This is a genomic window from Nitrosospira sp. CT (assembly GCF_059489795.1).
Genome location: NZ_JCAHZJ010000057.1, coordinates 32,706 through 48,286, shown reverse-complemented (window position 1 = coordinate 48,286; position 15,581 = coordinate 32,706). Strand labels below are relative to the sequence as shown.

At 54.0% G+C, this 15,581-nt stretch carries 10 protein-coding genes; 2 read left to right on the top strand and 8 right to left on the bottom strand.

Annotated features, from left to right (window positions below; all coding sequences use genetic code 11):
* Positions 1–43 precede the first annotated feature (43 nt).
* The 7 genes from treZ to AC52W5_RS09345 all read right to left on the bottom strand — a co-directional run bounded on the left by treZ (position 44) and on the right by AC52W5_RS09345 (position 12,764).
* Complete coding sequence (treZ, locus tag AC52W5_RS09375; protein WP_495670806.1) at positions 44–1,918, bottom strand: malto-oligosyltrehalose trehalohydrolase; 1,875 nt, start codon at positions 1,916–1,918, stop codon at positions 44–46.
* A gap of 22 nt (positions 1,919–1,940) precedes the next feature.
* Positions 1,941–5,243: a maltose alpha-D-glucosyltransferase gene (gene treS, locus AC52W5_RS09370; protein ID WP_495670805.1), complete on the bottom strand. Its 3,303-nt coding sequence runs from the start codon at positions 5,241–5,243 to the stop codon at positions 1,941–1,943.
* 1 nt (position 5,244) lies between these two features.
* Positions 5,245–5,631, bottom strand: a complete 387-nt coding sequence (gene smbP, locus AC52W5_RS09365) for a small metal-binding protein SmbP (protein WP_495670804.1) — start codon at positions 5,629–5,631, stop codon at positions 5,245–5,247.
* A 423-nt stretch (positions 5,632–6,054) separates the two neighbouring features.
* Positions 6,055–9,234 carry an efflux RND transporter permease subunit gene (locus tag AC52W5_RS09360; protein WP_495670803.1) on the bottom strand — a complete coding sequence of 1,060 codons (3,180 nt, stop codon included), beginning with the start codon at positions 9,232–9,234 and terminating at the stop codon, positions 6,055–6,057.
* A gap of 1 nt (position 9,235) precedes the next feature.
* Positions 9,236–10,861 (bottom strand): efflux RND transporter periplasmic adaptor subunit, encoded by a 1,626-nt coding sequence (locus AC52W5_RS09355; protein WP_495670802.1) that lies wholly within the window; start codon positions 10,859–10,861, stop codon positions 9,236–9,238.
* Positions 10,858–12,309 (bottom strand): TolC family protein, encoded by a 1,452-nt coding sequence (locus tag AC52W5_RS09350; protein WP_495670801.1) that lies wholly within the window; start codon positions 12,307–12,309, stop codon positions 10,858–10,860. Before AC52W5_RS09350 ends, AC52W5_RS09355 begins: the two co-directional genes overlap by 4 nt.
* Positions 12,267–12,764 carry a copper-binding protein gene (locus AC52W5_RS09345; RefSeq protein WP_495670800.1) on the bottom strand — a complete coding sequence of 166 codons (498 nt, stop codon included), beginning with the start codon at positions 12,762–12,764 and terminating at the stop codon, positions 12,267–12,269. The genes AC52W5_RS09350 and AC52W5_RS09345 overlap by 43 nt, the downstream gene beginning before the upstream one ends.
* Before the next feature lie 765 nt (positions 12,765–13,529).
* On the opposite strand from AC52W5_RS09345, the gene ppk2 reads away from it, so the two are divergent.
* On the top strand, positions 13,530–14,348 hold the full coding sequence (gene ppk2 / locus AC52W5_RS09340) for a polyphosphate kinase 2 (protein WP_495670799.1): 819 nt from the start codon (positions 13,530–13,532) through the stop codon (positions 14,346–14,348).
* Positions 14,349–14,827: 479 nt separating this feature from the next.
* Positions 14,828–15,271 (top strand): hypothetical protein, encoded by a 444-nt coding sequence (locus AC52W5_RS09335; protein WP_074975208.1) that lies wholly within the window; start codon positions 14,828–14,830, stop codon positions 15,269–15,271.
* 152 nt (positions 15,272–15,423) lie between these two features.
* On the opposite strand, the gene AC52W5_RS09330 is transcribed toward AC52W5_RS09335, so the two are convergent.
* A complete protein-coding gene (locus tag AC52W5_RS09330) occupies positions 15,424–15,567 on the bottom strand; it encodes a hypothetical protein (RefSeq protein ID WP_177219748.1) in 144 nt (47 codons plus the stop codon).
* Positions 15,568–15,581 lie beyond the last annotated feature (14 nt).

Genomic DNA, 15,581 nt, shown 5'->3' with positions numbered 1-15,581 from the left:
ATTCCCTTATGCTTTCCCTTCATTCCAGCTTCGGCGGCTGTTATCAGGTAAAACTGCTTTTACTTTTATCGGCAGCCGGTTCGAGCATCCAAACTACCGAACGAGGCGTCAGGATATTTTTCGCCAAGATACTTTTCGTTGTTCCGGAAGATGTGGGTATTGCACTTGGGGATGCAAACACGAGCTGCCCGGCGGACTCGGGAGCCGCCACGTTCGTATCAGAAAAATTCGCCAATAGCCGCAAAGTGGAATCGTCCCCCAACTGCCAGCGGACCCGGAGGCATTTGGGGGCGAATACCTCAAAATGTGCCGAATTACCCTTCATTCCGCGAAGGCGCGGTACGATAATTTCGCTGCGAAGTTTCATCAGGTTGCGGTAATACTCCAGCCAGGCAAGGTGCGCTTCATCCCTGAGTAAACCCCAGTCGATTTTCGAGATAAGAAAAGTCTGAACAGCATTCGGGTCCGGTATCGCTGTCTCGGTCATGCCTTGTCCAAAATGCGCAAAGCGGGCGAACTCCCTGCGGCGGCCCTGTGTCACAGCTTCGCGCAGATCCCCTCCAAAGTCGCAGAAAAACAGGAAAGGCGATTTTGCGGCAAATTCCTCACCCATGAACAGCATCGGAATGCTAGGAGCCAGCAAATAGATGGCTGCCACCGCATGTGTCAACGCTTCCTCGCCAATATGGCTAATACGCTCGCCAAATGCACGGTTGCCCGCCTGATCGTGGGATTGCAGAAAGGAAATGAAAGCCTGGGGCGGCAGATGAATGCTAGTCTCTCCACGCTTCGCGTCGTCGCGATAAACCGATATCTCTCCCTGATAGGCAAACCCTTGCGCCAGGCAACGCCCGAGATGGCGTACCGGATTGTCGGCATAATCAACATAGTATCCATCGCACTCTTGGGTAGAAAGCACATGCAGAGCGTGGTGAATATCGTCGTTCCACTGGGCGTCGTACCAGCCGTTCGTCAGGTAACGTGCATTGTTGGCATCGTTTTCCAGGATCAGGTGCACGTGGCGCTCTGCATCGACCTCAGCACGTACACGCTCCGCGATCTCGATAAGGATGTGCGGGCTGGAATGGTCGATGATTGCATGTACCGCATCGAGCCGCAGGCCATCGAAGTGATACTCTTGCAGCCAATACAACGCGTTGTGGATGAAGAAATTGCGTACCTCCTGACTTGCGGGCCCGTCGAAATTTATTGCCGCGCCCCATGGAGTGTGATGGCGCTCGGTAAAGAATTCTTTCGCATAAAGGTGAAGATAGTTTCCTTCCGGCCCGAAGTGATTGTAGACGACATCGAGCAGAACCATGATGCCCCGTTCATGTGCAGCCTGAACCAGTTCCTTGAGATCCTCCGGACGTCCGTAACGGCTATCGGGCGCATAAAGCAGGACACCATCATAGCCCCAGTTTCGTGAGCCTGGAAAATCGGCAACCGGCATGAGTTCGATGGCGGTCACGCCGAGTTCGACCAGATAGTCCAGTCTCTGGGATACGCCGTTGAAGGTTCCCTCGGGTGAGAATGTGCCTACATGCAACTCATAGATGACGGTTTCTTCCCATGGCCGTCCACGCCATTTCGCATCCCGCCAGGCGAAGGCAGAAGGATCGATCACCTCACTTAAACCATGCACATCATCCGGATTGAAGCGCGAGGCGGGATCGGGAACGCGGACACCGTTTACGTCGAAACCATAGCGCATTCCTGTGCCTGCTTCCGCTACAGTCGACTCGAACCATCCCCCTGCGCGAGGAGTCATGGGGAGTATCAGTTCGTGTTGCTCATTCGTCCGCCCGTCTGCAAGGTACAATCCCACCTGTTTGCACCCAGGTGCCCAAAGACGGAAGCGCACTCCGCCATCCGTAATTTGCGCGCCATAGGGCATGTCATGAAGTCGTGTCAGCATGCCTTTCCCTCTTCCCCTTATTCTACCTTCTACGTTGCATCAGCCGTATCAGTCGCTGCATGGTTCCATCGACTGACTTCGACTGTTGCGCGAGTGCGTTACTCACGCTGGCAACAGCTTTCTCCACCATGAAGAGCGTAACCAAAGCATCGATTACTCCAGTATCAGCGGGGAACAGGGAATTTCCCTCCATCGCCCTGCGATAGCTTTTGAGGAAATCCGCGCTGGCAAGCGCCCGCCATTTATCAGCTTGTTGTGCAAGCATAACGGTTGATTCCGGATATTCATCCGTAACATGCTCCAGTGCCGCTACCGCCACCTCGGAAAACGAGAACAGCATGCCTGCCACATCGCGGAGGGGGCTCTGTTTCCAGCGGCGCTCACGCCATGCGCGTTCGGGACCGCCGCCGTAATTCGTAATCAGAAAATCATTGTTCGAGAGCCACACCTGCCGCAGGCTGTAATCCCCATGGCAGCGCGCCTTCAAGGCCTCGGGATGTATGGCTGCCAGGCGGGTGATACGACGGTAGAATTTCGACCGGGCTGATAAAAGATCATTGGCGGCCCCTTGCGCGGACTTGGGCACATCGGGCCATTTCACTTCCAGCAATTTGTACATTTCATCCATCTGGGCGCGCGCAGTGTTCACCCACTCCGCAAGATCTTCGGGGGTAATGGGCTCGACGCCGAAAGCCCCATCTGCATCATCCTGCGCAAGTGCCCGGTGAAATTCAGCCGTACGCAATCCCAGCGTATTGATGAGGGGCATGTAGGCAATATGCCGCGAATCAATGGGACGCTTTTGTTGTGTGCGGCACTCATCCAGGTAGCGTTGCAGATAGTCCTGCGTATAAGCCCAGGCGCTACCCTGATTCTCGGCGTAGTGCTCGAGGATTGCCAGAGTGGAATTGCATCCCTCACCGTCCGTGTACTCCACGGTGCCCGCCAATTGCGCCATGTGGGTAAATTTTGCTGTCTCCGTCAAAAAACGCGACATCTCCAGCTCGGGATGCACGCCGGGAAGAAGCCAGCGGTATCCTTTCAGTACCAGCCGGTCGCCCATGTTCACGAACAATCGCCCTCTCTCCGAAACTGTCCGCGTCACCGTTGTTGATGCGCCTGAAACCACCGGACCGGGAAAAGCGGTGGTTGCATGGAAAGACACTTGCCCACGCTTAAACAGGAGTGCAGAACCATCATGCATGCTGGAGACTATGGCGCGACAGAAGCTGTCATCCCAAAATGCGTCGAACAGCACACCGGTCCGCTCCCGGCGACGAACCTTAGCAAGCGTGGCATGCAGCAGCGTGCTCACAACCCCCTCATCCTCTTCCTCCCACACGAGTGCCAGAGGCACGGCAAAGCGATAAGACTCATCATTGGCCAGCGTTAAAACGACGGTGACCAGCAGCCAGCTTCCCTGCTCCGTCGACCACTCGTGCATTTCTCCAAGCTCAAATTTTCTGACGGGAAGGTTCCGCATCAAAAACCAGGGTTGGGAATAAAAGAAGCGGGGCATGATCTGCCCCTCGAGCTGCTGGCGGGCACGACGAGCCATCAGGTCTTTCATGCCCCCGTTACCATCGCCCCGGTTCAACAGGGTGCCCCAACCCGACTCCACAAGCACAAGGACAGGCAGATCCGGCGATACCTGTCGCTCCTCATGCCAGGCAGGGGCGGCCACGTCGGCTGTCAGGCGAAAAGCATAAAAGCCATGAGCGCTCAAGGTAAGGAGATACGGCAGCTCACCCACGGGCGGGAATGGCGTGCGCCCCATCAACTCAACCGGTACCCGTCCCCTGAATTGGCTTAAATCCAGTTCTACTGGCTGCGCGACGCGGGACAGATTAGCCACGCACAGAATCGTTTCATCCTCATGCTCACGCAGATAAGCAAGAATCTTGCGATTGCCAGGCCGCAAAAAACGCAACGTGCCCCGACCAAAGGTTCGGTGCGCCTTGCGCATCGCAATCAGGCGCTTCATCCAGTTGAGCAGGGATGACGAATTACGTCTCTGTGAATCCACGTTCACTGCACCAAACCCATATACGGGATCGATAATGGTCGGCAGGAAAAGCTGTTGAGAATCAGCCGTTGAAAACCCGCCGTTAACTGCACCTGACCACTGCATGGGTGTGCGTACCCCATTGCGATCACCGAGGAGAAGGTCATCACCCATCCCGATCTCATCTCCATAGTAGAGCACGGGCGACCCCGGCATGGTCATGAGCAGCAGATTCATCAGTTCAATTCGGTGCCGGTCATTGTCCATCAGGGGCGCCAGACGCCGTCGAATACCGAGATGCAGGCGGGCCTGAGGGTCGATTGCATATGTCTGGTGAAGATAGTCCCGCTCGCGATCGGTGACCATCTCCAATGTCAGTTCGTCGTGGTTACGCAGAAACACTGCCCACTGACAATTCTCGGGGATGTCTGGTGTCTGCTCCATGATCTCTACAATGGGGTGACGATCTTCGCGCGCAATAGCCATGTACATTCGCGGCATGAGTGGAAAATGGAAAGCCATATGGCATTCGTCGCCATCGCCAAAATACTCGCGTACATCCTCCGGCCACTGGTTCGCCTCAGCCAGGAACATCCGGTTGCGGTAGTGTTTATCCAGTTCGGAACGCATGCGTTTGATCACCGTATGAGTTTCCGGCAGGTTTTCGCAGTTGGTCCCCTCGCGCTCGCACAGATAGGGCATGGCATCCAAGCGCATACCATCGACACCCGCATCCAGCCAGAACTGCATCACATGCATCATGGCGTTAAAGACATGGGGGTTGTCAAAATTCAAGTCTGGTTGATGGAAAAAAAAGCGGTGCCAGTAATAGGCTTTGGCTACATCATCCCATTCCCAGTTGGATCCCTCTGTGTCCGTGAAAATACTGCGCGCACCGCTGTACTTGGTGTTGTCGTCGCTCCATACGTAATAGTCGCGCTTGACGGACCCCGACGGGGCGCGGCGGGCTGCCTGAAACCATGGATGCTGATCGGAAGTATGATTCAGCACCAGTTCCGTGATTACCCGCAAACCTCGACCATGAGCTTCCGCGATAAACCGGTGAAAGTCCTCCAAGGTACCGACACCGGGGTGGACACTGTGATAATCGGAAATATCGTAACCGTCATCCCGTCCCGGAGACGGATAGAATGGAAGAAGCCAGAGCGCGGTGACGCCCAGTTCCGCCAGATAGTCGAGCTTGGAGATCAGGCCCGAAAAATCTCCTATACCGTCGCCATTACTGTCGAAGAATGTCTTGACGTGCAATTCATAGATGATGGCGTCCTTGTACCAGAGCGGATCTTCTTCTCGTTCCATGCTATTTCGACCGGACTTTCTGTTTCAGATGAACAGAAGCTCTTCTGGCAGCCTCCGCGGCTCTTGTAAAGTTCCCTTTTTTCGCTTCCCCGATCGCCTTATCCATTTCTTCGAATGTCTCCATATCATGTTCCGCTTTCGGAGACTGTCCATATATCGATATGAACGGATGAGTATAAGGATGTTCGTGGTTTTCCTCGATCAGGTGTTTCTTCGCTTTTTCAGTATGGGTGATAACGCCTCCTGAGTCCTCATTTTCAGCGCTTCTGACTGCCAGCCGCAATTCCTGAAGCGACTTGTCCTCATGTTCATCTGTAGCATAATCCATCGTAGAACATCCTGCGAGGAAAGCAAAAGCGATCAAGCTGCACGAGAATGGCTTTTCCATGACATCTCTCCCTGGTGAACGAATCCGGGGCTTGCCCCTTCTCGGTCTCATTGTAAGGGGCGTAACCAAGGTCCGTACAGTAGTACCTAAGACTCCTGCCCAGACTCATTTGAGAGTTGAATACGGTTCAACCGTAAAGATTGCTGACGACAGACAGAGGATTCATCACTCTCGGGGCGCCGGCAAACATGGGTGATAGCAGAAGTCTGAATGCTGGATATAAAACGCCTGCGTCAACGCTGGTGCATCATTGATACCGTCGCCCGTCATCGTCAATGTTTGTTTCATTTCCTCCGCCATCTTTCTGTGATCCTTTGTCATATCCAGGGTTTGCCTCCGCAGCCTGCTCATAGCTGCTTATCAATCTTTGGCAATGCACCTTGAGATCCGGGCTTGCCTAATAATAGGGAATAGGGACGTGTTTTATATTCTTCGAGTTCCCTTTTGTGTTCTTGCGCGCATAAGCGCGTGTCTTTTGCTGTCGCCTCGTACAATGATTCCCTTGACCAGAGCAAAGACGGCCGGAAATACGACCAGCGTCAGTACTGTAGTGGAAATCATTCCGCCAACCATGGGAGTGGCTATGTGCCGTGTCAGCTCGGATCCCGTCCCTGTGCTGAACATGACGGGAAGCAATCCAACGACGCTTCCCGAGATGGTCATCATCACCGGACGTATCCGGTATACCGCGCCCTGGATCACTGCCTCGTAAAGATCTTCAACGGTAACTTTTTCGCCTGCGGCTGCCCGCGTCGCCGTGATACTCGCCAACGCCCGATCGAGGAAAGTGAGCATGACCATTCCTGTTTCAGTCGCGATACCGATGAGCCCGATAAAGCCAATCGCCGCTGCGATGCTCATGTTGTAGCCGAGCAGATACATGAGCCAGATACCGCCGACCAGGGAAAAAGGAACCGAAAGCATGACGATCAGCGTCTCGGTGAGTCGATGGAAGTTCAGATATACAAGCAGGAATACGATCAGGATCGTGAGCGGCACGACTACCTTCAGCTTTTCGACCGCACGTTCCATGTATTCGAACTGGCCACTCCAGGTTGCGTAATATCCCGGCGGAAACCGCACCTGCTCACGTACTGCTTGCTGGGCTTCCGCGACATAGCTGCCGATGTCGCGGTCACGGATATCGACGAAGATGTAAGCCGACAGCAGCGCGTTCTCCGTGCGGATACTCGGCGGGCCTTGGAGGAGTTTCACCTGCGCAAGTTGCCCGAGCGGGATCATTGTCTGATCCATGGTAGGTATCAGCACTTGCGCAGCGATTGCCTGGGGATCACTGCGCAATGCACGCGGATAGCGCACGGTGACAGCGAAGCGTTCCCGTCCTTCCACGGTGGTGGTTACCGTTTCGCCGCCCAGCGCCACCGAGATTACGTCCAGCAAGTCCCCTACGGCCAGCCCATGGCGCGCGAGCGCCATGCGGTCCGGCTCGATATCGAGGTAATAGCCGCCGGTAATGCGTTCCGCATAGGCACTCGTCGTTCCAGGCACAGTTTTTACCGTTGTCTCGATTTGTCGGGCAAGGATTTCGATTTCATCCAGATCCTTGCCGAACACTTTGACGCCAATGGGCGTGCGTATGCCTGTGGCAAGCATGTCGATCCGGTTCTTGATCGGCATGGTCCAGGCATTGCTGACCCCGGGTATCTGGAGCGCCTGGTCCATTTCAGCGATCAATTTATCCACGGTCATCCCGGAGCGCCATTCGGCCTCCGGTTTCAGGTTGATGATGGTTTCAGCCATCTCCAGCGGCGCGGGGTCGGTTGCAGTATTGGCCCGCCCCGCTTTGCCCAGCACTGATGCCACCTCCGGAAAGCTTTTGATGATCCTGTCCTGCGTCTGCAATATCTCAGCCGCTTTCGTCACGGAAATACCCGGCAAGGTCACTGGCATGTAAAGAAGCGTGCCTTCGTTCAATGTCGGCATGAACTCCGTGCCCAGCTTGAGTGCGGGATAAACGGTTATCCCAAGCACAGCAAGCGCTGCCAGAATGATTGTCTTTTTCCAATGCATCACCCGGCCCACTACCGGATGATAGGCCCGGATCATGAAACGGCTCAGCAGATTATCCTGCTCACGCGGAATGCGACCGCGGATCAGAAGCAGGATCAAGGCTGGAACCAGGGTGATCGAAAGCAAGGCGGCACCTGCCATGGCGAAAGTCTTGGTATAGGCCAGTGGCTGAAACATGCGCCCTTCCTGCGCTTCAAGAGTAAATACAGGCAGAAACGATACCGTGATGATCAACAGGCTGAAGAACAGCGATGGACCAACTTCCTTACAGGCGTCAATGACGGCATCTTTGCGTGCTGCACTTGAAACTTCCGGACCAACGCGCGCAAGATGTTTGTGTGCATTCTCGATCATGACGATCGCCGCATCGGTCATTTCCGCAATCGCTAGAGCGATGCCCGCAAGGCTCATGATATTGGAATTGATGCCGAGGAACCGCATTGCGATGAAAGCGATGAGTACGCCGATGGGAAGCATGATGCTCGCCACCAGGGCGCTCCGCACATGCATGAGGAAGACTGCGCAAACCAGCGCCACAATAATGATCTGCTCGATCAACACTTCACGCAGCGTCGTGATGGCGCGGTGGATCAGATCCGAACGATCGTAGAGGGACCGGATTGAAACACCTTCCGGCAGGGCCGGCATGATCTCGGCGAGCTTCTTTTCGAGATTGCGTGTGATATCGAGAGCATGTTCGCCATGCCGCGCCACCGCAATACCCGAAACAGCTTCTCCTTCGCCGTCAAGCTCAGCTATGCCGCGACGTTCCTCAGGAACTAGTTCCACCCGGGCAATGTCGCGCAACAGCACCGGCGTGCCCTTCTCCGCCTTGACGACGAGTTTTTCGAGATCGTCTATCCCGCGCAAATAGCCTTTGCCGCGCACCACATATTCTGTCTCCGCGAGCTCGATCACACGCCCTCCCACATCGCGATTGCTGGCAGCGATAACCTGGGATACGTTCTTTAACGGGATGCCGTAAGCCTGTAGCTGCTGCGGATTCACCGTAACCTGATAGCTTCTTACAAACCCGCCTACGCTGGCTACTTCCGCCACGCCCTCCGCCGCGGTTAGCTGATAACGCAAGAACCAGTCCTGGATGGCGCGCAACTCGTCGAGGGTACGATTCTTTGCGGTCACGGCATATTGATAAACCCAGCCTACTCCGGTGGCATCCGGACCAAGTGAAGGCTTTATATTCCCGGGCAGGCGAGCAGCTGCAAAACTTAAGTACTCCAATACGCGCGAACGTGCCCAATAGATGTCTGTGCCATCCTCGAAGATGACGTATACGAATGACACGCCAAAACCGGAGAGACCACGCACTACCCTGGATTTCGGCACACTCAGCATGGCAGTGGTGAGCGGATAGGTAACCTGGTCTTCGACGACCTGGGGCGCCTGGCCCGGATATTCCGTATAAATGATGACCTGCACGTCCGAAAGATCCGGAATCGCATCGACCGGTGTCTTCCATACCGAATATACGCCCCCGACTATTACGAAGAATGTCCCGACCAGCACCAGGAAGAGGTGCCGTACCGACCATTCGATGATATTGCCGACCATCTCAGTGCTTCTTTCCGTGATCGGCGGCAGCCCCAGCCTGGGGCTGTATACGCACAATAACGTACTCGCCTGGCGATGCTTCCGTTATCTCGAAAGCAACCTTCTGGCCGGGTTTCAATATTCGTAATAATGCGGGGTCCAGAACCTTGAAATCCATCACCATCGCCGGCCACGCGAGGCTTGCGATCGGGCGGTGGGCAAGAGTCACGGTTGTGTTGGCCACATCGATCGCTTCGATGATGCCTTCTCCGCGATGGCTCGATGAAGAGGGAGACGGGGATAAAGGTACAATTCCGGATGAGCCAGAGGCGATCCGCCCTCTCTCCCCCGCTTCGCCAAACACTAAATCCTGACTGCTCCGGGCAAAACCGCTCAGTGCAGCCTTGAGGTTGCTTTCGGCATCGATGAGAAAATTGGCTTTCACCACAACCATTTCCCCCGCCTTCAGTCCATCCAGAACTTCCACATAGTCGTTCGCGTGCTTGCCCAGCTTCACGAGCCTCGGTTCAAAGCGGCCCTCGCCGAGATCCATCAGCACAGACTGTGTGGTACCGGCATCGAGTACGGCCGACTCGGGGACGGCGAGCACCCTGTCTTTACCTTGGGTTGAAACGAACTCCACTTTCCCATACATCGCCGGTTTCAGCAGCCCTTGCGGATTGGGCAACTCGATGCGCACACTGGCAGTGCGGGTTTCCGGATTAATCGTGGGGTATATGAACGTCACCTCGCCTCGGAACACCTTGTCCGGATAGGCCTCAATCTGGATGGTGGCAGTCTGGCTCCGATGTATCGTGGCAAGATCCTGCTCAAACACGTCTGCGAGCACCCATACTCTGGAGAGATCCGCAATCTGATACAACATCTCTCCCGCCATGAAGCGCTGTCCCTGAATAACGGACTTATCCAACACAATGCCGTTCACTGGGGAACGCAATGTGAGATATTGTCTAATATGACCTTCTTGCCGGAGTGTCTGTAGCTCAACCTCCGATATGCTCCAGTTGCGCAGTCTCTGCAAGGCACTCTCAGTCAGCCGTTCCATCCCCGCCTGGACCTCAAGGCCGCCATCCTCCACGTCCCTTGTTCCTCTCCGGGCGATGAGATATTCGTGCTGTGCTGTGATCAGGTCGGGGCTGTACACGTCCATCAACGGATCACCCTTTCTAACCGCTTGTCCCGTCGTATTGACATGGAGCCGCTCGATCCATCCCTCGAACCTGGGCGCCACGATATGCAACCGCCGTTCGTCCGCCTGCACTGTCGCTACTGCCCTTACGGTGCGGGTGAGTGCGCGCATGCCGACTTGCTCAGTTCTTACCCCCAGTTTTTGTATCCTGTCGATGCTGATCTTGACTGCCGCATTGGCGGAAGCAGATTCTTCACCTTCGTAAACAGGCATATAGTCCATACCCATGGGATCTTTTTTGGGTATCGGCGAAGTGTCCGGCAGTCCCATGGGGTTGCGATAATAGAGAATCCTCCTCTCAGGCTTACCGTCGGCTGAAACCACACTCGAAGCCTTAGTGGCAAAAGTCAAAGGGCAGGTTGCGCCCCACCAGTACCCGGCGACAAGTAAGGCTGCAGCCAGGGCGACAAAAGCTATTAATTTGACGGCGAGCTTCACATGCGCTCCTTTGACATGAGCTCCCGGGGGATAGGTAATAAGTTGTCTGGTAATCTACCAGTGAGCAGATCGATCTCCGCAAGCGCCTTGTTGTAACTTGCCACGGTCGTCACCAAGCTGATTTCGGAGTTGAATACTGTCATCTGGCTGTCGAGCAGTGTCATGAAATCAACCCGGTTAACCCGATAAGCCGCCAGGGTGGATTCCACGGTAAGCCGGGCCTGTGGCAGGATGGCTGTCTGATAGAGCCGCGCGGACTTCAGGCTTTGCTCGGCCAGCGCTGTCTGCTGGCGCAGTCTTGCTGCCACCTCATTGCGTTGCGCTTCATAAGTGTTCAGCGCCTGATCACGCATCGCCAGCGACTCCGCTTCGCGTGGCTCGAGTTTGCTGGCACGCCACACGGGAAGATTCATTGCCACCGTCACACTCACCATGTCCGGCCGCCGGCTGTTGTCCAGCATGTTGTCACGCTGCCCATAAGACATGCGCACATCGAAATCGGGATAATAATTTTTGCGCGTAAGTTCAAGGGCTTTGTCGTTGCGGGCAACGAGACTTTGCAGTGCCAGCAATTGCGGGCGTTGGGTCAGGGCGGTCGCAAGCAACGATTCCAGGTTCAGGGTTTCCTCGCGCAATTGCGGGGGTGCGGGCACTGGCAGCGGCCTATTCCCGACCCAGCCGAGCGCACGTATCAGCTCGGCTTCGATTACCGTTCTTTCTCCTCCAAGCTTCAGCAGTTCATCCCCCATTCTGGATACCTGCGTCTGGGCCTTTAGCACATCGGCCTGGTTTCCTCGCCCTACCGCGTAGTGATCTTCAGCAATGTGGAGAAGCTCTTCCAGGATGAGCTTGTTTTTTTCGACCAGACGGGTCATTTCAAAGGTGAGGCCCAGATCGAGATACGTGACCTTGATATCGCGCACGACACGGTTCACAGTCTCCTGATACCCATATTCGATAGCCTCTGCATCTCTGGCGGCGACATCTTTACGCAAACCACGTTTCCCTGGAAAAGGGAATCGCTGGGACAGACCAATCATTTTCATGGTCATGTCCTCACGGTTAAAAGTGGAAGATGCTAACGGGGCATTGATCACCCCTGCTTCCAGAACGGGGTCATCCAGCGCTTCCGCGGGCGAGATTCTCTGCTGGGCTGCTTCCCGTTCCCGCAGCGCGGCCTGGATTTCCGGATTATTCTCCAGAGCTTCCGCAATCAGGGTAGACAGGGTAGGAAGGGTATCCGGCGAAGCCGAGTTTTGGGGATTTGCCGCCGTAAAGGCTCCCGCAAATTGTTCTGGAGCAGCCTGTGTAGACGCTCCTCTATCTGCCCGGGATGAAACTTCCGAGTGGGCCAATGTAGAAACCATGACAGCGGCAAGCACGGGGGCGATGATTCCCACCGGAATCATCGCGAGCTCACCGGTCCTGTTTGAGCTAGCTTCCGCCATTTGACGATGATGTAATCTGAACCTGATTTTTCGAGGAAGAATTCCACTACATCGCCTTCCTTGACCTGTTCAGCCAAAGCGCTCTCCCTCAGGCGAAAAGACATTGTCATTCTGGGCCAATCCAGGGTGGGGATAGGATCATGGTTTATGCTGACGAGGGCATTGATCCGATCAATCTTCACTACTATTCCCCTGCTTGGAACAAGATTCGCAGGTGTAGCTGTCTTTGTAGCCTCGGACGCACTCGCAACTATTGTTTTTTTGTCTTTCGCCGGTTCAAAGTTCTGCTTGTGCAATAGCCGATCGTTAAACAATACGGGCTCATACATCATCGAAAGGGCAATTTGCCTGGAATCAATCGGAGCGGTTTGAGCGGCTCCACCCCCAAGTGCCTCGGCAGATAGGCACGCAAGTATTGGCGCCAGTTGCAGTACAGCGAAGAGTGGCGTAATCATCCTGACTTCCTTGAAAACATATAACCCCCGCGGTTTACCGATTCAGCAATAGAAAATTAGCCCGCGGAATTTTCGTCAGGTGCAAATGACCCATACAAAAACGCTGAGCAGCAAAAGACCTGCCGTCGGGCTGCTGGTGTAATACGAGTAAGAGATTAAACTAGAGGAGGTCGTTGCGGCTGCTGAAGGACCAACGAGGAAAGGCGAAAAATGGGCAAGATGGCGTAAGAAAATCTACCAGGAAGATTGAGTGCAGACGCCGCAGGTGGCAGACCATTACCGCTTATGTGGCAAACGACTCCATCGCAGGAAAGGGTCAAATCCGCCCCACCCTCTGCGTTATCACCACCCGGCTGTCTATCCGGCTGTTTGTGATCGCTACTGTCATGCAAGGGGCAAGCTATGGATGGGACTTTATGATCAATTTGATTTTCAGGCCCCCCAGATACAGATATATTTCTGGCTTGAGCGCATAGCGGCATGATAGCGGCTAAGGCACTCTGCAGGGGCAGCGAGAATATGATCAGAATCGATAGGAATGTGCGCACGCGCAGCATCTTATTATCCAGTATGAGGCATCTATCCTGTCAGAACAAGCGTTACGTGTTATAAAGGAAAATCCATGTCCTGCCATTCCAATTCTTCAACAACTGTTGATCTATCATAGTAGAAGATTGGATAAATTCAACTTGAACTTTATCCTATCGGCATTCGGTGTCTTCGCTTCCTCTGGCGATCGGATTTTGTACGGAGAAATACCTGACCATGAGCAAAAAAGAAGGCAAGAAGGAGGACAAGAAGGAAAAAGAAGCACGTGCGCCCGAAATATCCAAGGAAGACTACGAGGACACGCTATATAAACTCCAGATTGAACTTGTCAAGCTTCAACGGCACCTCATCGAATGCGATGACAAGATTCTGATCATCATGGAAGGGCGGGATGCCGCCGGCAAGGACGGCACGATCAAGCGGATCACGGAACACCTGAGTCCGCGTGAAACACGCGTTGTCGCACTCGGCAAACCCTCGGACCGCGACCGCAACACCTGGTATTTCCAGCGTTATGTCCAGCACCTTCCCGCAGCGCAGGAGCTTGTGCTGTTTAACCGCAGCTGGTACAACCGGGCGGGTGTGGAGAAGGTAATGGGTTTTTGTACCGATACCGAGTATGAAGAATTCATGGGTTCAGTGGTCGAGTTCGAGCTCATGCTCAGACGCTCCGGTATCAAACTCCTCAAGTATTATCTCGATATCAGTAAACCTGAACAGGAAAAAAGGCTGAGCCAGCGCAGAAAGGATCCTCTGGCGCAATGGAAAATCAGCGCGCTCGACGAGTTTGCTCTCGAAAAATGGGATGAATATACATTAGCACGCGACAAGATGCTGACGCATACGCATAATTTGATTACGCCCTGGATCATCGTGCATGCGGACGACAAGCAACTGACCCGGCTGAATGTTATCAAGGACATGCTCAGCCGACTGGATTACAAAGACAAGAACGAGCACCTGATTTTGCCGGATCCGCAAATCATCTCAACATTTACCGCCTCATTCATAGAGGAAGGTCTGCTGGCGACATAGGCGTACTGTTTTATTGTACGCATAGCCTTTCAGGAAACACTTTCATTTCAATCGGGCTGCTCCCTCCGGGAGTTCATCAAATGGGAGCGGCGGCGTCTCTCCGTCATGATCCGTTAAAGGGGGCCGGGATGCATCTCCTCCCGTCAGATGCAATACCAGCGGAATCACTCCCTGCCTTCTCAAGACCTTGAGACGCCACCGCATTCATTTGCGCAGTCTGACTGCCCTCATTCTATAGGGGCATATCCCGCGCAATAAACAAGTTATGACTTTCAAAAGCTATGCTGGGTTCTGGCTTTAATGCTCGTCTTTATTTTTGTTTCACCCGCCCCCTCTACTTTACATCTTCCTTGAGGGTTGAGACACTTTAGACATAAAGAAGTTGACAAAGTACCCTTCGATTGATACCCTGTTCCATAAGCAGAACGTCCGTATCGCGCACTTGCCCGGTTCAACTCAGCTTCAGATCAGGCGTCCGTATGACAATAAGAAGTTTTCCAGCGATTGTATTCCTGCTCGTGCTATTGTCTTCATGCGCCCCCATGAGTCCATATGAAGCGGTCAACAGTCCTGCTCTCCTGAAAACGGTGAAGGAGGCCAGAACATATAAGGATCATTACGCTTTGACAAAGCACTTTGAGAATCTGGCTGAAGAGATGCGCGCGAGAGCAAACGAGCAACGAAAACTGCTCGATCATTATCAGGAAAAAAGCTATCTATACGGACGATTGGCGCAGGATCAGCAATCGCATACCTGGGCGTTGATGCAGAGGTACGAGCATGCAGCCAAGGCAAGCCTTGGCAAAGCGGCCCTGCATCGTCAAATAGCGGCAAGGCTCGAACAGGAGGGTTACGTTGTATCCTCACACCAGGCAGTCGGTAGAATTTCCAATCCACAACAAACCAATAACTGGAGTAATTGAGGTACCGCAAGGCATCTTTTGGCATTGCCTTTGTGTATGCGAGTAACTCGCAGGAAATAAGGCCCGGTGACGAAGTCCTGTGTGCTATCCTATCCTCCGGCCTTCAATCGATGATATAAAAACAGTCCAGCATAGCCATGGAGGTATCATTGTTAAAAAGGTGGTTCCCGCTGATAATTCTGGTTATCTTTGCGCTGCTCAGCATTGGAACGCTTAACCGGCTGGCGAGCAATATGGCGCAGAAAAGAGATTTCTACAGCGATCCGTTGTGCTGGACGTTTTGGGATAAAACCCATCAGGGCACTCCGGA